Here is a 15,101-nt window from a genome sequence, read left to right as displayed (position 1 = left end):
GTCGGAGTGGGCGCGCGCCGGAGTGGAACGCGGTGGAGCAGGGCGGACCGGGTCCGGCCTCAGGCGGCGAGGTCGGGGTGGTGGCGGCGGGTGACCTCGGGGTGGGCGCGGGTGTAGCCCTTCCACTCGTTGAAGCCGAAGTCGGCGTAGAGCGGGTTGGCCGGGTCCTGGGTGGCGCCGGGGGCGTGGTGGGCGAGCGGGAAGTCCAGCGGCTCGATGTGGGCGTCCAGGCGCGGGTTGTAGAAGAACGGGACGGAGTAGCGCTCGCGGGCGCCGGGCGGGCTGACCACGCGGTGGCTGGTGGCCTTCAGGTAGCCGTCGGTGGCGACCTCCAGCAGTTCGCCGAGGTTGACCACGAAGGCGCCCGGCATCGGCGGGACGTCCAGGAAGGAGCCGTCGGCGCGCTGCACCTGCAGGCCGCCCACGGTGTCCTGGAGGAGCAGGGTGATGAAGCCGTAGTCCTTGTGGGCGCCGACGCCCTGGCCGGCGCCGTCCGGGGCGGTGCCCGGGTAGCGGACCAGCTTGAGCCGCAGGTGCGGGTGGCCGGCGAAGGCGTAGTCGTAGAACTCCGGGCGGGCGCCGATCGCGGTGAGGAGCTCGTGCAGTAGCGTGCGGGCGACGGAGCCGAGCCGGTCGATCCAGTTCAGGGCGGCGTCGCGCAGCTCCGGCAGGGCCGTCGGCCACTGGTTGGGGCCCTCCAGCCACCAGTAGGCGGGCTCGCCCGGGGCGGGGACGTGCGGGGGCAGTTCGGCGCCGATGTCGAGCTGGTCGCGCCAGTCCTGGCTGCCGCCGGTGCGCTCGTCGCCGGTGCGGGTGTAGCCGCGGTAGTGCGGCGAGTTGAGGTTGGCGACGGCGAGGCGGTCGGCCTCGGGGAGGGTGAAGAAGGCCCGCATGGCGTCGGTGAGGGCGTCCGTCTCGGCCGGGGTGACCCCGTGGCCGACGAGCTGGAAGAAGCCGACACCGGTGGCGGCGGCCCGGAGCGCGTCGTGCAGCCGGGTGCGGTCCGCCGGGCTGCCGTGGGCGAGCGAGAGGTCGATCACCGGGAGGGCGTCCTCGGTGGTCGGGAGGGTGGCCGAGGAGGTGGTGGGGTGCTGCTGCGACATGGATGACATCCGCTGGGTCTCGTCCCGGCCGGCTCCGGTGGTGACCGGGAATGCCGGGGACGCGCGCCTGGTGCGGCGGATGTGCCCGGGGCCGGGGAGGGGGGACGCGGCCGGTGGGGGCCGCGCTGAGGGTGGGGTGCGAGGTTCAGCTGGAGCGTCGACAGGACATGCTGGTCACGCGGAGCAGGTCCACGTGGCGACGGCGAACGAGTATGAGCACGTCACCAGCCTAGATCAACCGTTCGGGTGGTGGCGCCGGGGGCGGGGTTCTATGGCATGGGCATGCCGAGATAGTGCTCCCACCGCGCCGTCCCGGCAAGGGGCCGGGCGGCGGTGTTCCCGGCCGGAGCCGCCTCGGACATTTCCCGGCCGTGCATCCGGCCGTGCATCCGGTCGGGCGTCCGGCCGGGCGCCGCCCCGGGCGGGGCTTGACCTCAAGCGGGCTTCAACTTCCATGATTGTCCCCATGAACAACGCACTCATGAACGCCGGTTCCGTCGAGGCCGAGATCGCCGCCATCCAGCAGGTTGTCGCCACCGTCCAGCACGCGCAGATCAACGAACTCCCGGAGGTGTTCATCGACCTCTTCCGCGAGGACGCGATCTGGACCACCGGGCACGGCAAGGTCCTCCTGGGCCGGGACGCGATCGCCGAGTTCACCCGCAAGGTGCTCCCCGGGGCCTTCGCCGGCACCGGCCGGACCGCCAGTTACGAGGTGGCGCACGTGTTCTTCCTCCGCCCCGACGTCGCCGCCGTCAAGGTCCGCCAGCGGTACCTCGACGCCGCCGGCGAGCAGGTCGGCGACGAGGGCAGCCCGCTGTACGTGATGGCCAAGGAGGACGGCCGCTGGCTGCTGACGGCCAATCAGAACACCGTGGTGGTCCCGGAGCAGTAAGGGCTACCGGTGCCGGAGGTGGGCGGCCGCGGTCGCCCGGAGCCGGTCGTGCAGGCCGTCGTACGCCCGGCTCCGGCCCAGCAGGGACTTGGGCAGCTTGGCGGCCATGGTGTAGTTGGTGTCGCACACATTGGCCGCCGGGGCCAGCCCGGCCTGGCTGACCAGCTGGTAGGCGTCCAGGGTGTCCAGGCCGAGCAACTCCCCGGTCCAGCCGACGAGATCGTGCTGGCTGATCCGGAAGGCGTCCTCCAGCGGGCGGGCCGAACCGGTGGAGATCAGATAGCGGTCGTCCTCCAGCCGGGGCCAGGCGGGCCCGCCGCCCTTGATCAGGTCGACCACGACCGTGGTGCGCATCGCCGTCTCGACCGCCGTGCCGCACACCTCGCCCTCGCCCTGGCGGGCGTGGCCGTCGCCGACGGCCAGCAGGCCGCCGGGCACGTTGACCCGGAAGTAGGCGGTGGCCCCGGCCCGCATCTCGGGGGTGTCGAGGTTGCCGCCGTGCGCGCCGGGCGTGATCGACATCAGGGTCTCGCCGCCGGCCGGGGCGACACCGACCGTGCCGTGCATCGGATCGAGCGGCAGGTCGACGGTGAAGTCCCCGACCCGGGCCCGGAACCGGCAGGTTCCGGCCGCCCGGTCCAGCTCGTACACCCAGACCCGCTCCTCCAGTGGGGCGTGCAGCATCGCGGTGCTGTGGGTCGCGGTGAGCGCGCCGAAGTGCGGGAAGGTGCTGGAGATCCCCCAGTCCCGGGCCGGGGTGATCTCCACGAAGTGCACCGCGAGGGTGTCGCCGGGCTCGGCGCCGGCCACCGCGATCGGTCCGGTCACCGGGTTGAGGTAGGGGAACTCGCAGACCTCGCTCGGCAGGTCGCCGGAGCCCCGGACCCGGCCGCCGAAGCAGTCCTCGGTGGTCAACTCGACGATCGTGCCCGGTCGGACGGTCACCAGGGGGGCGCGTCCGCCGAAGGTGTAGGCGTACTCGTCGGGGGTCGGGGAGAGCGTGACGACGTCGGGGAGGCTCACTGGTTCTCCTTGCTGAGGGGCGAGTCGGAGGTCGGGAAATCGGGCGAGGGCGAGTCGGCGACCGCCGTCAGGTTCGGCCGGCGGCCGGAGAGCATCAGTCCGGCCAGGACCAGCCCGCCGATCGCCAGCCAGACGAAGCCGAGCCGCTGGGCGGCGATGTCCGCGTTCACGACCACGTACGCCAGGATGGCGAATCCGGCGGCCGGGGCGAGCAGATGGCGCCACCAGTCCCGGCTGCGCCGCCGCACCAGGTAGTGCACCACCACGGACACGTGCAGGACCAGGAAGGTGGTCAGCGCGCCGAAGTTCACCAGCGTGGACAGCAGGGTGATGCCGTCCTCGCGCGAGGCCGTCCAGAGGCCGAGGACGAGCGAGACGCCCGCCGTCAGCAGGGTGGCGTTCACCGGGACGCGGCGGGTCGGGTGGATCCTGGCGAGGAAGGCGGGCAACTGCCGGTCCCGCGCCATCGCGTACAGCAGCCGGGAGGTGGCGGCCTGGGCCACCAGGGAGTTGGCGAAGCCCCAGGCGACGGCGGTGGCGGCGGCCGTCACGGTGGCGAGCCAGCCGCCGGCGGCGACCCGGGCCGCGTCGTAGAAGGCGGTGCCGTCCGGATCGCCCTCGGTGATCAGCGCGTTCGGGTCCGGGACGAGCAGGGAGGCGATCCAGGTCTGGGCGATGAACAGCGAACCGGCGAGCAGCAGGGCGGCGATCATCGAGCGGCCGATGGCCCGGGTGGAGTCCCGGTTCTCCTCGGAGAGGGTGGAGATCCCGTCGAAGCCGAGGAAGCTCAGCACCGCCACCGAGACTGCGCCGAACACCAGACTCCAGGAGAACGTCTGGGAGTTGTAGACGGGCGTGAAGTCGAAGCCGCGTCCCTTGCCGGCGGCCAGCGCCGCCAGGCCGAAGCCGACGAAGACCAGCAGCACCAGCAACTCGCCCACCAGCATGACCTTGTTGACCTTCGAGGTCATCTCGACGCCCAGGTAGTTGACGGCGGTGTTGAGCAGCACGAAGCCGACCAGCCACAGCCAGACCGGGACGGCCGGCACCAGGGAGTTCATCGCCACACCGGCGATCAGGTACAGCAGGCCGGGGACGAGGACGTAGTCCAGCAGGATCATCCAGCCGGCCAGGAAGCCGACCGGGGCCGCGATGCCGCGCCCGGCGTAGGTGTACACCGAGCCGGCCATCGGGAAGGCCCGCGACATCTGGGCGTAGGAGAGGGCGGTGAACATCATCGCCACCATCCCGAGCCCGTACGCCAGGGCGACCATGCCGCCCGAGCCCTGGAAGACGCTGCCGAAGATGCCGAAGGGGGCGATCGGCACCATGAAGACCAGGCCGTAGACCAGCAGGTCGGTGAAGCGCAGGGAGCGGCGCAGCTCCTGCCGGTAGCCGTAGCCCTCGATGCCGGCGGGTCCGGAGGGGTCGGCCGGCGTGGAGGGGTCGGCGGGCGCTGACGGGCTGGTGGGCGCGGACGGGCTGGTGGGGCCGGACGGGCCGGAGGGCGGGGCGGGTGCTTCGGACATGGGGGGCTCGCTTCCGTGACGACCCGGGGTGGTGGTGGGAGACACTAGAGCCAGTTATTTCCAAATGGAAGGGTTTTCGCGGGAGGTCGCCCGGGTACTCCACCGTTCACGGCAGGACGGTGAACCCCAGGCCCTCCGCCCGCGCCAGGTGCACCCCCTCCCGGGCCGGTCCCAGCGGGGCCCGCGCCCACGCCCGCCGCACCGCCGGGCCCTCCCCGCACAGCAGGCGCGCCGCCGCCCGCGCGAGCCCCCCGTCCGCGACCAGCTCCCCGCGTGCCGCCAGTGCCGCCACCAGGTGCAGCCCGTCGTAGAGGCCCACCGCGTACGCGTCCAGTACCGGCGCGTACGGGCCGAACACCGCCCGGTGCCGCTCGGCCAGCCGCACCCGCCGCTCCTCCCCGAGGCTCACGAACGACGGCATCGCGGCGTACAGCGTGCCTGTGGTGTCCCCGCCGTACGCGAGCAGGCTGTTCTCCTCCAGCGCGCCGGACAGCCGCACCAGGCGCCGGTCCAGGCCGGTGCGGCGCAGCGCCCGGTTGAACCGCACCAGGTCGGCGCCGATCAGGCTCAGCAGCAGCGCGTCTGCCCGCAGCGTCCGCAGCGCGTCCAGCAGCGGCTCCAGTCCCCGTTCGGTGGTCCCGAACGGCAGATGCCGGTCCAGCACCACCCGCGCCCCGGCCCGCGCCACCGCCGACCCGGCCGTCCGGTGCACGGAGCGGGGCCAGATGTAGTCGTTTCCGACCAGCGCCCAACGGCGCAGCCGGTGCTGCCCGGTGAGCCGTTCGACCACCCCGGCCAGCTGGCGGGCCGGCTCCACCCCGGTGCACAGGACGCCCGGCAGCCGCGTCCCGCCCTCGTGCGGCGGGGTGAACACGTACGCCGCCCGCCCGGTGGTCACCGCCTCCACGGCCCGGTGCACATCGCTGGAGTGGCAGCCCGCCACCGTGTCCACCGCGCCGGCGTCCAGCAGCTGCGCCACCTCCCGGGCCACCGCCTCCGGCGGGCCGCCGCCGTCCACCAGCACCAGTTCCAGCGGCCGGCCGCGCACACCGCCGCCGGTGTTCACCTCGTGCGCGGCCAGCAGCGCGCCGTCCAGCGCCGAGGGCCCGGTCAGGCCGAGCGGGCCGGACTGCGGCACGACCAGGCCCACCCTCAGCGCCGGTGCCTCACGGGGGAGGTACAGCGCGTCGAGTGGCTCCAGCAGCTTCACGTCGGCGCCCATGGCTTGCGAGTATCGTCATGGCAGCCGGTCCGGCCAAGCGGGCCCGGCGAGGCCGGGCGGGACGACAGGACCGGCCGCGGGAAGAGCGACGGGGAGAGCGAGACGGCCATGACACCACCAGCCACCCCCGACACCTCGGCCCCCGCCGCCTCCACCCCCGGTACCCCGGCCCCCGCCGCCGTCGACGAGCCGCTGCTGATCGAACTCCTCACCCTCGCCCAGCGCCGGCTGTCCCGCGACCTGGCCGCCCGACTGGAGGCCGAGGGCTGCACCCTGGACCAGTGGCGGGTCATGCGGTGCCTCACCGACGACGCCGGCCGCTCGATGGGCGACCTCGCCCAGGCGCTGCTCATCCCGCAGGCCAGCCTCAGCCGCATCGTCGACGCCCTCACCGAGGCCGGCCTCGCCTACCGCCGCCAGGACGAGCAGGACCGCCGCCGGATCACCGCTCACCTCTCCCGGCGCGGCCTGATCCGCCTCGAACGCCTCGACGCCCTCGCCGCCGCCCACGACGCCGCCGTCCGCACCGCCTGCGGCACCCCCGACCCGGGCCCCCTCCTGCGCCACCTCACCGGCGCCTGACCAGGGCCTGACCGGGCGCCTGCCCGGCCCGGACCCCACCGTGACCTGCGGGGACGGCGTTTGACGAACCGGCGGCCCGGCCTGCATTGTGCGGGGTCGAATCAGCTTTCCGCGCCCCGGGAGAATCGTTCATGCCTGCCAACCGTGCCGTCGCCGCGGCTCTCGCCGCTCTGGGTCTGGCCCTCACCGCGACGGCCTGTGACGACGCCAAGGACTCCACCGCTGCCGCTGCCGCGTCGAGCCCGGCCTCGCCCAGCCCGACCGAGCGGGTCGCCTCGATGACCGGGAAGCGCCTGCTGGACAAGGGGCGGGAGGCGTACGGCAAGGCGTCCTCGCTGCGGGTGACAGGATTCGTCGTCGACGAGGACAGCGGCCGGAGGACCGGCGTCCAGATGGTCGCCGACCGGACGGGCCAGTGCCAGCTCAAGGCCGATGTCGAGAGCGCGGGCCAGTTCGAGATCCTGCGCACCGAGGGGACGACGCTGTTCCGGCCGAGCGCCGCGACGCTCACCGCGATGCGGGGCGCGGCGGTCGCCGAGCGCTACCGGGACCGCTGGTTCAAGATCCCCGCGGGGTCGGAGTACTCCTCCATGGCCGACCTCTGCGACCTGGCCGGGCTGACGGCCTTCGGCGATCCGAACGGTTCGTGGCAGGCGCTGGCCGGCGAGCCCGGTACGGTCGCCGGCCGGGCGAGCATGGGCGTCCAGCTGAGCTCCACTGAGGAGGGTGCCTTCACCGCCCACCTTGCAGCGGAGGGTGCCATGGTGCCGCTGCGGATGGAGGACGGGTGGGGCGAGTCCGCGGGGAAGAAGATGACCCTCGACTTCACCGACTACGACGTGCCGGTCGTCCTGCCCGCCGTGCCCGCGGGGTCGGTCGTCGACGGCGATCTCCCGGCGAAGGGCGCCGCCTGACCTGCCCGGGCCGGTGGGCGCCTGGGGGTGTGCCGGCCGGGCGGCTGCGCCTCCCCGTCCGGAGAACGAGAACGGAACCCTGCAGTTCCGGGTCGACATCCCTCGTAGAGCGCGTCCCGCTGAACCTGCTGTCCCTCGGACCCGTCTCCGTCACCGGCACGCGCACGTGGCTGCACGGAAGGCCGGAAGGGCCGCTCCCCGGCCGGCGGTCGGCCGATGCCGGTACCGCGCAGGTGCGGTGGAATGATTTTTCCCGGAATTCCGGCCGGCGATGTCGAGACCGTGCGGCCGGCTCCGACCCCTCGGTGCAGGCCCACCACGAACGAGGAGCGCAACCGTGAAGTACATGCTGTTGATGCAGTTCAGCAAGAAGGACGTCGACTTCCCGAAGGTCGAGGACTGGCCGCTGGAGGACGTCCGGATCCACGTCCAGTACATGCGGGACCTGAACGCCGAGCTGGCCGGCACCGGCGAACTCGTCGACGCCCAGGGCCTGGACATGCCGGAGACCGCCCGGATCGTCCGGGCCCAGGGCGGCGGCGTGCCGGTGGTCACCGACGGGCCGTTCGCGGAGAGCAAGGAGTGGGTGGCCGGCTGGTGGATCGTGGACTGCGCCACCCAGCAGCGGGCGATCGAGGTCGCGGCCAAGGTCTCGGCCGCCCCCGGGCCGGAGGGGAAGCCGCTCGACATGCCGGTCGAGGTGCGCCGGATCATGTCGGAGCCGCCGGTCGAGGTGTGAGCGCCGACGTGTGAACGCCGGTCCGGCCGGGTCCTGGGGGCAGCCCGTCCGGACCCCCCGTCCGGACGGCGCGGCCCGGCCGCGCCGTCCGCGGGGTGTCAGGACCGCCCCGCCGCGCTCTCCGCCGCCGTCCGGGCGGCCCGCTCGACCCGGGCCCGGTGGGCCGCCCACCAGGCCTCGTCGCCCGGAGCCGTGTTCTCGCCGTCCCGGCGCTGCCCGGTCGTGCCGTCGACGAGCTCCCGCACGATGTCGGCGTGTCCGGCGTGCCGCTGGGTCTCGGCGGTCATGTGGACCAGGCTGTGGTGCAGCGTCACCGCACTGCGGTCGCCCCACGGCACCCGCCCGACGGCGTCCAGCGGCAGCGCGGCGATGGTCTCGTCCGCGTGCGCGCAGGCCGCGCGGTACTGGCCGACGATCAGCTCCCGGCTCTCCTCGGGGGTCGCCCAGAAGTCCGCGTTCGGTTCGGCGTCCCCGGTGATCCACGGCCGGGGAGCCTCGACGGGCCGGCCGAAGGTCTCCCCGAAGTAGAGGGCCTCCGCCGCCGTCGCGTGCTTGACCAGCCCCAGCAGATTGGTCCCGGTCGGTGTCAGCGGGCGGCGGACGTCGTACTCGGACAGCCCTTCGAGCTTCCACAGCAGGGCGTCCCTGGCGTCCTGGAGGTAGGTCCGCAGGTCCTTCTTGAACGCCTCCGCGGGAGGGGCGGTCTCGGTCCTGGTCGCGGTCCTGGTCTCGGCGTCGGTCTTGGTCTCGGCGTCGGTCCTGGTTTCGGTCATGGCGGCCAGTCTTCCGCCGCCGCCCGGTCCGTTCACCGGATTTTCCGGCGGCGGGGCCGGGCCGCCCTCACTGCGCCCCGACGGGCAGCAGCCCGCGCTCGCCGAAGACCTTCTTGGCGACGAACGTGGCGTTCAGGGCCTTCGGGAAGCCGCAGTAGCCGGTGGAGTGCAGCAGCACCTCGGTGATCTCGGCGGGCGTGAGGCCGACGTTGAGGGCGGCGTTGAGGTGGACCTCCAGCTGCGGTTCGCAGCCGCCGAGCGCGGTGAGCATGCCCAGGGTCACCAGCTGCCGGTCGCGGGGCTGCAGCCCGGGGCGGCTGTAGATCTCGCCGAAGCCCCAGGCGACGATCTGGTGGGCGAGTTCGGGGTGCACGTCGGCGAGCGCGTCGATCACCCGCTGTCCGGCCTCGCCGTCGACGGCGGTGAGGACGGCCAGGCCCCGGTCGAACCGCTCCTGCCTGGTGCTGGCGGTCTCGGCGCCGGTGCTCTCGGTGCTGGTGCTCTCGCTGCTGTTGGTGCTGTCGGTGCTCATGGGGGTCTCCGTTCCCTGGTGGTCCTCGGTGTGCGGTGCCGCCGACCGTACGACTTGGAGTGCACTCAAGGTCAACCTTTCCCACCGGCGCGGCGGGTCGCCGGGTTCCGCCGATCTGAGCAGGGCGGATGCCGATGGTTATCATGCGGACGGGGGAGTCGTTCCGGTGTGGGGGGAGTCGGTAGGTGGGCCAGGTCGGGGGGTCCGGCGGGCTGGGGTTCGAGGTGCTCGGGCCGGTGCGCGCGCTGCGGGACGGGGAGGAACTGCCGCTCGGTTCGCCGCAGCAGCAGGGGCTGCTGCTGTCCCTGCTGTTCCGGTCGGGCCGGCAGGTGTCGGGCGGCCAGCTGATCGACGACCTGTGGGGCGACGAGCCGCCGGCCAGCGCCCACGGCGTCATCCGGACGTATGTGCACCGGCTGCGCCGGGTCCTCGGTCCGGACGTGCTGACCTCGCTCGGCGGCGGCTACCTGCTGGTGGCCGACCACGACGGCCTCGACACCGCCCGGTGCGAGAACCTGGTGGCCCGGGCGCGGATGCTGCGCTCCGACGGGCGGCCCGCCGAGGCCGCCACCGCACTGCGGGCGGCGCTGGCGCTCTGGCGGGGCGAACCGATGTCGGGGGTGCCCGGACCCTATGTGCAGCGCCGGCGCCGGGAGTGGGAGGAACGGCGGCTCGCCGTCCTGGAAGCACGCCTGGAGGCCGAGGCGGAGGCCGGGGCCGCGCGCGGGACCGTGGGCGGCCGGTGGACCGGGGCGGTCGCCGAACTGACAGCCCTGGTCGAGGAGCACCCGCTGCGCGAGCGCCTCTCCGAACTGCTGATGCTCGCGCTGTACCGCTCCGGACGGCAGGCGGACGCGCTGGAGGCGTACCGCGCGGCGGACCGCCGGCTGCGCACCGAACTGGGCGTCGCGCCCGGCCCGGGCCTGCGCGAGCTGCACGGGCGGATCCTCGCGGCGGACCGGACGCTCACGGTGCCCGTCGTCCGGACGCCTACGGTGCCCGCTGTCCGGGACATCGCCGCCGGGGAGGTCGCGCCGACGCTCCCGGGGGAGGCCGCCGGGCCGGCCGGGGCGGATCCGGCCGCTCTGCTCGTTCCCGACCAACTCCCGGCCGCCGTAGCCGATTTCACCGGCCGGGAGGCGGAGGCCGAAGCGCTGCGAGCCGCCCTGCGGGAGCCTGGCTGCGTGCCCGTGGCGGCGGTCGCGGGCATGGGCGGGGTCGGCAAGACCGCGCTCGCCGTGCAGGTCGCGCACGACCTCGCCGGGGAGTTCCCGGACGGCCGGCTCCATCTCGACCTGCACGGCACCGACGGCCGTCCGACCCGGCCCGAGGACGCGTTGGCGGTCTTCCTGCGCTCGTTCGGCGTGGTCGGCGGGGCGATCCCGACGGGCCTGGCCGAACGTGCCGCCCGCTACCGCTCGTTGCTGTCCGGACGGCGGGTTCTCGTACTGCTCGACAACGCGCGCGACGCGGAACAGGTCCGGCCGCTGCTGCCGGGCAGCCCGGGCTGCGCCGTCCTGATCACCGGCCGGACCCGGATCGGGGCGCTGCCCAACGCCCGCTTCACCGAACTGGCGGTGCTGTCCGCCGACGAGGCCGTCACCCTGCTGAGCCGGACGGTGGGCGGCGAGCGGGTCACGGCCGAGCCCGACGCGGCCCGCGAACTCGTGCGCCTCTGCGGGCAGTTGCCGCTGGCGGTGCGGATCCTCGCGGCCCGGCTGGCCTGCCGTCCGGGCTGGAGCATCGCCCGGCTGGTGGAGCAACTCGGCGGCGACCGCTACCGCTTGGACGCGCTGCGGGCCGGGGACCTCGCCGTGGAGCCCTCGTTCCGGTTCGGCTTCGACCAGCTGGACGCCGAACAGGCGCGCGCGTTCCGGCTGTTGGCGGTTCCGGAGGTGCCGGACCTGTCGCCCGGGGAGGTGGCCGCGGTGCTGGACCGGCCGGCGGCCGCGGCCGAGGAGCTCGCCGAGTCCCTGGTGGACTGTTCGATGCTGGAGATCGCGGCGAACCCGGACCGCTACCGCTACCACGATCTGCTGCGGGCGTTCGCCCAGCGGCTCGGTCGCGGCGACGCCGCCGGGGTGCAGGCGGAGGGGGCGGCAGGGGCAGAGGCAGGGGCAGAGGCGCAGGCGGAGGCGGAGGCGGAGCGACTGGATGTGCTGGCCCGGTTGGTGGACCACCACCACGCGAGGGTGACGGCCGGCCCCAGCATCCCGGCGGCCGTAGCCGGGGACTGCGTGGCCGTCGGCGCGCTGGTGAGCCAGTGCGCGAAGCTGCCGCGCCCGGCCGCCGGGGCGGCGCCCTCACTCGACCGCCTCGCCGAACTCCTCCTGGGCGTCTGCCTGTCGGTGGACTCCGGCCGTGCCGCCCGGCCGCTCGGGCACGCCGCCAACGCCCTGCTGCGCTCGGCCCTGGAGCAGGGCGACCGCACCGCCGAGGCCCGGGCCAGACTGGTGCTCGGCCGGCTGCTGACCGAGGTCGGCTCCGCGTCCTCCGCGCTCTCCGAACTGCTCCGGGCCCGCGACCTGTGCACCGCGCACGGGCTGCCGGAGCCGTTGCTCGCCCTGGCGCACGGCTCGCTCGCGGCCTGCTTCGTCCAACTCGGCCGGGCGGAGGAGGCGGTGGCCGGTTTCTCGGCGGCGATCGCGGTCCGGGAGCGGTCCGGGGACCGGCGGGCGCTGGCCGCCGAACTGCTCGACCTGGCCGGGGCGTTCGCCGGGCAGGGGCGCTACGACGCGGCGGGCCGGGTGATCGACCAGTCGTTGCTGGTCAGTCATGAACTGGCCGACCACGCCTTGGAGGCCCGGGCCCGGGAGGCGCTGGGATCGATCGCCCACGACCTCGGCCGCCACGACGGGGCGGTCTCCCACCGGCGGGCCGCGTTGGCCCTGACCGACCCGGCCGACCACCGGCGCACCGGCCGGATCCTGCTGCGGCTGGTCGAGTCCCTGCGCGCGGCCGGGCGCGGCCCGGAGGCGGTCGAGGCGGCGGAACGCGCCGTCGAGGCGCTGACCCTCGACGGCGACCACCGGGGCCGCGGTCTGGCCCTGGCCGCACTCGGCGACGCCCTGGCCGACGGCCCGGGGGCGGCCGGCTCCCCGGGCGCCGGAGTGCTGCCGAGTACGGCCGACGATCCGGTGCCGGCCGACGATCCGGTGTCGGCCGAGGTCCGGGCGCGGGCCCGGGCCTGCTGGGCCGAGGCGCACGACATCCTGGCCCCGATCGGCTCGCCCGAGGCCGAACGCCTGGTGCCCCTGCTCGGCCAGGACCACCCGACGGGGCTGCCCCGGCGGCGCTGGCCCTCCTGGCTCCCGGCCTGAGCCGTCGGGCCGGGTGCGGGGAGGGAGGGCCCGGCACCGCCGGGGGGCGGGGTCAGGCCGCGGTGACCGTCCAGATCTGGTCGGCGGAGGCCTCACAGGTACGGAGCATGGCGGGCGTGTTCGGACCGACCGCGGACAGGCAGTGCAGCGCATCCCCCAGGACGCCCAGCAGATAGCCGCCGGACACCGGGACCAACGTCCAGGCCTGGTTCGTCCGGTCGGGCACCGGCTGGGACAGCCTGGTCAGGGCATGGCTCTCCTCCAGGTCCAGGACCTTGGCGAACCGGCTGGAGCCGTTGAGGAGGGAGTACCCGCCCCCGGCCCGCGCGGCCAGCTGCCACACGCCGCCGGGGCCGCCGTCGTCCCGAACGACGACCACCGGGTTGCCGTCCCGGTCCACGGACGCCAGGTTGTAGAGCACGGCCCCGGCGTTGGAGAGCCGGGCGCGCGGGGGCAGCGGGCCGGGCTGCTGGGTCGGCGGCTTGATCGGCGGTGTCGAGTAGGGCGGGCCCGCGGTGTACGCCGGGGGTGTGTACGGCGCCGGCGGCGTGTACACCGGGGCGGGCGGCAGCGTGGAGGTCGTGTACGCCGGGGGGACGGTCCGGCGCGGCGCGGTGGTGTAGGCCGGGTCGCCCGGCGGCGGGGCGGCCGTGTAGACGGGGTCGGAGGGTGTCGACGGTCGCTCGGGCGGGTTCGTGGCGGCGGTGCCGGGGGTGCCCGGTCCGCCCGCCGCCGAGCCCGGGGCCTGGGGAGCGGCGGGACCGCCGGGTGCTCCGGGGGCCGTGGCGCCGGAGGCGTTCGGCGCGGTGTCCCGGCTCGCGGGACCGCCCGTCGATCCGGCCACCGGGCCCCCGGCTCCGCCGACCGCTCCGGCACCCGCCCCGCCCACCGCTCCGGCGCCGACACCGGCCTCGGGGAGCTGGGCGCCCGGTATGCCGGGCGGGAGGGAGGCGGAAGGCGAGGGGGCGGCGGGGGAGGGCGAGGCCGCGCCCGGGTCGGAGGCCGGGCCGGCCGAGGCCGCCGACAGCGGGTCCGCCCGGACGGGGTCGCCCGGCGCTCCCGCGGCGGCCGCCCCCGCCACGACGTCGGCCCGCTTCCCGTCCTGGTGCAGTACGACGGCCGTGCCGGCGGTGACGGCGCAGCACAGCACGGCCGCGCCCGTCGCGAGCAGGGTCCGGCGGCGGCTGCCGAAGAGCGTCGCCCGCCATCCGGTCGCACGCTTCGGTGGGGCGACGGTCTCCACCAGGAGCAGTTCGCGCGCCGCAGTCCCGAGCGGATGCGGCCCGGTGCCGGCCAGGAGCGACCCGGTGCCGATCGACCCGGCCGGGTCGAACACCACCCGGCCGAGCGTCCGCGTGCCGGTACCCGCGCCGGCCCGGGCGCCCGTCCCCCTCCCCGTTCCTGTCCCCGTCCCCGTTCCTCTCGATCCGAGTACCGCGGCCGCTCCGGCCGCCGCGCCGCCCAGGGTTCCGGTGGGCGGCGGACCCGCGACCGGTTCCCCGGCCAGCGCCGCCCGGACGGCCGAGGCCATCGCGGCGGCGTCCGGCCAGCGCAGGGCCGGATCCTTCGCCATGGCCCCCTCGACCACGGCCCGGACCGGGGCCGGGACCTCCGCCGGCAGCGGCGGCACCGGGTCGGTCAGGTGCTTGAGGATCAGTTCGAGGGCGGTCTCGCCCTCGAACGGCAGCCGCCCGGTCAGGCACTCGTAGAGGACGACCCCGAGTGCGTACAGGTCCGCCGAGGCGGTGACCGTGCCGGTGGAGGCCTGCTCCGGGGCCTGGTAGGCGGCGGTGCCGAGCACCATCCCGGGCACGGTGAGCCGGGCGTCGCAGCCGGGGCGGGCGATGCCGAAGTCGGTGATGACCACGTGGCCGTCCCGGACCATCAGGTTGGCCGGCTTGATGTCCCGGTGGACGATGCCGGCCTCGTGCGCCGCCTGCAGCGCGGCCAGCACCTCCAGGGCCAGGCCCAGGGTCTCCAGGACGGTCAGCGGGCCGCGCCGCTCCAGCACCGTGCTCAGCGGCTCGCCGGTGATCAGTTCCATGACCAGGTAGGCGACCGGGCGGGTGGGGGGAGCCGTCGGCGCGCCCCAGGACGGCACGTCCTCGGCCGTCCGGCCGGGGCCGAAGTCGTGCACGCCGACGATGCCGGGGTGCCGCAACCGGGCCATCACCCGGGCCTCGTCGTGGAACCGCTCCGCGAAGCCGGGTTCGTCCAGCAGCGCGGGCTTCAGGATCTTGACAGCCACCCGGCGGTCGAGCACCTGGTCCTCGGCGAGCCAGACATCGCCCATCGAGCCGCCGCCGAGCCATTCGACCAGTCGGTAGCGGTCACCGAGTGTGGTGCCACGCATGATTCTCCTCGACCTCGTTCCGTCGTCGCGTCCGCCGCCAGGGGGCCCGGGTCGGGCCTCGGTCGCGCCGACCCGACCCTGTCAGCAGAGAATAAACACCGACTTGGCGTGGTCAC

At 74.9% G+C, this 15,101-nt stretch carries 12 protein-coding genes; 5 read left to right on the top strand and 7 right to left on the bottom strand.

Going from position 1 to position 15,101, the window contains the following annotated elements; all coding sequences use genetic code 11:
- Positions 1 to 59: 59 nt before the first annotated feature.
- Entirely contained in the window at positions 60 to 1,103 is a 1,044-nt protein-coding gene (locus IF01_RS0100480; RefSeq protein WP_030391163.1) for an isopenicillin N synthase family dioxygenase, read from the bottom strand.
- 466 nt (positions 1,104 to 1,569) lie between these two features.
- Here IF01_RS0100480 and IF01_RS0100470 point away from each other — a divergent pair, with 466 nt between their 5' ends.
- Positions 1,570 to 1,998, top strand: coding sequence for an SgcJ/EcaC family oxidoreductase (locus tag IF01_RS0100470; protein ID WP_030391162.1), 429 nt, complete (start codon positions 1,570 to 1,572; stop codon positions 1,996 to 1,998).
- 3 nt (positions 1,999 to 2,001) lie between these two features.
- Here the strand turns inward: IF01_RS0100470 and IF01_RS0100465 are convergent, their stop codons facing one another.
- The 3 genes from IF01_RS0100465 to IF01_RS0100455 all read right to left on the bottom strand — a co-directional run bounded on the left by IF01_RS0100465 (position 2,002) and on the right by IF01_RS0100455 (position 5,772).
- Entirely contained in the window at positions 2,002 to 3,021 is a 1,020-nt protein-coding gene (locus IF01_RS0100465) for an acetamidase/formamidase family protein (RefSeq protein WP_030391161.1), read from the bottom strand.
- Entirely contained in the window at positions 3,018 to 4,550 is a 1,533-nt protein-coding gene (locus IF01_RS0100460; RefSeq protein ID WP_078879539.1) for an APC family permease, read from the bottom strand. Before IF01_RS0100460 ends, IF01_RS0100465 begins: the two co-directional genes overlap by 4 nt.
- A 106-nt stretch (positions 4,551 to 4,656) precedes the next feature.
- Positions 4,657 to 5,772, bottom strand: coding sequence for a substrate-binding domain-containing protein (locus IF01_RS0100455; RefSeq protein WP_030391159.1), 1,116 nt, complete (start codon positions 5,770 to 5,772; stop codon positions 4,657 to 4,659).
- A gap of 108 nt (positions 5,773 to 5,880) precedes the next feature.
- Between IF01_RS0100455 and IF01_RS50810 the strand changes: the two genes are divergently transcribed.
- The 3 genes from IF01_RS50810 (at position 5,881) to IF01_RS0100440 (ending at position 8,007) form a co-directional block, all read left to right on the top strand.
- Positions 5,881 to 6,354, top strand: coding sequence for a MarR family winged helix-turn-helix transcriptional regulator (locus IF01_RS50810; RefSeq protein ID WP_051741908.1), 474 nt, complete (start codon positions 5,881 to 5,883; stop codon positions 6,352 to 6,354).
- A gap of 131 nt (positions 6,355 to 6,485) precedes the next feature.
- Complete coding sequence (locus IF01_RS0100445) at positions 6,486 to 7,268, top strand: hypothetical protein (protein ID WP_030391157.1); 783 nt, start codon at positions 6,486 to 6,488, stop codon at positions 7,266 to 7,268.
- Between the two features lie 346 nt (positions 7,269 to 7,614).
- Positions 7,615 to 8,007 (top strand): YciI family protein, encoded by a 393-nt coding sequence (locus IF01_RS0100440; RefSeq protein WP_037778695.1) that lies wholly within the window; start codon positions 7,615 to 7,617, stop codon positions 8,005 to 8,007.
- A gap of 98 nt (positions 8,008 to 8,105) precedes the next feature.
- On the opposite strand, the gene IF01_RS0100435 is transcribed toward IF01_RS0100440, so the two are convergent.
- On the bottom strand, positions 8,106 to 8,780 hold the full coding sequence (locus IF01_RS0100435) for a DinB family protein (protein ID WP_078879594.1): 675 nt from the start codon (positions 8,778 to 8,780) through the stop codon (positions 8,106 to 8,108).
- Between the two features lie 67 nt (positions 8,781 to 8,847).
- Positions 8,848 to 9,312: a carboxymuconolactone decarboxylase family protein gene (locus IF01_RS41095; protein ID WP_030391154.1), complete on the bottom strand. Its 465-nt coding sequence runs from the start codon at positions 9,310 to 9,312 to the stop codon at positions 8,848 to 8,850.
- Positions 9,313 to 9,497: 185 nt separating this feature from the next.
- Between IF01_RS41095 and IF01_RS0100425 the strand changes: the two genes are divergently transcribed.
- Positions 9,498 to 12,632 carry an AfsR/SARP family transcriptional regulator gene (locus IF01_RS0100425; RefSeq protein WP_051754783.1) on the top strand — a complete coding sequence of 1,045 codons (3,135 nt, stop codon included), beginning with the start codon at positions 9,498 to 9,500 and terminating at the stop codon, positions 12,630 to 12,632.
- Positions 12,633 to 12,684: 52 nt separating this feature from the next.
- Here the strand turns inward: IF01_RS0100425 and IF01_RS43390 are convergent, their stop codons facing one another.
- Positions 12,685 to 14,985: a serine/threonine protein kinase gene (locus IF01_RS43390; RefSeq protein WP_051754782.1), complete on the bottom strand. Its 2,301-nt coding sequence runs from the start codon at positions 14,983 to 14,985 to the stop codon at positions 12,685 to 12,687.
- Positions 14,986 to 15,101: the final 116 nt, after the last annotated feature.

The organism is Kitasatospora purpeofusca, assembly GCF_000718025.1.
GTDB lineage: Bacteria > Actinomycetota > Actinomycetes > Streptomycetales > Streptomycetaceae > Kitasatospora > Kitasatospora purpeofusca.
This window is presented reverse-complemented; position numbering and strand designations above follow the sequence as displayed.

Bases quoted from the DNA above. Each gene is read 5' to 3' on its own strand.
- IF01_RS0100480 (WP_030391163.1), bottom strand. From the start codon at position 1,103: ATGTCGCAGCAGCACCCCACCACCTCCTCGGCCACCCTCCCGACCACC.
- IF01_RS0100470 (WP_030391162.1), top strand. From the start codon at position 1,570: ATGAACAACGCACTCATGAACGCCGGTTCCGTCGAGGCCGAGATCGCC.
- IF01_RS0100460 (WP_078879539.1), bottom strand. From the start codon at position 4,550: ATGTCCGAAGCACCCGCCCCGCCCTCCGGCCCGTCCGGCCCCACCAGC.
- IF01_RS0100455 (WP_030391159.1), bottom strand. From the start codon at position 5,772: ATGGGCGCCGACGTGAAGCTGCTGGAGCCACTCGACGCGCTGTACCTC.
- IF01_RS50810 (WP_051741908.1), top strand. From the start codon at position 5,881: ATGACACCACCAGCCACCCCCGACACCTCGGCCCCCGCCGCCTCCACC.
- IF01_RS0100445 (WP_030391157.1), top strand. From the start codon at position 6,486: ATGCCTGCCAACCGTGCCGTCGCCGCGGCTCTCGCCGCTCTGGGTCTG.
- IF01_RS0100440 (WP_037778695.1), top strand. From the start codon at position 7,615: ATGCTGTTGATGCAGTTCAGCAAGAAGGACGTCGACTTCCCGAAGGTC.
- IF01_RS0100435 (WP_078879594.1), bottom strand. From the start codon at position 8,780: ATGACCGAAACCAGGACCGACGCCGAGACCAAGACCGACGCCGAGACC.
- IF01_RS41095 (WP_030391154.1), bottom strand. From the start codon at position 9,312: ATGAGCACCGACAGCACCAACAGCAGCGAGAGCACCAGCACCGAGAGC.
- IF01_RS43390 (WP_051754782.1), bottom strand. From the start codon at position 14,985: ATGCGTGGCACCACACTCGGTGACCGCTACCGACTGGTCGAATGGCTC.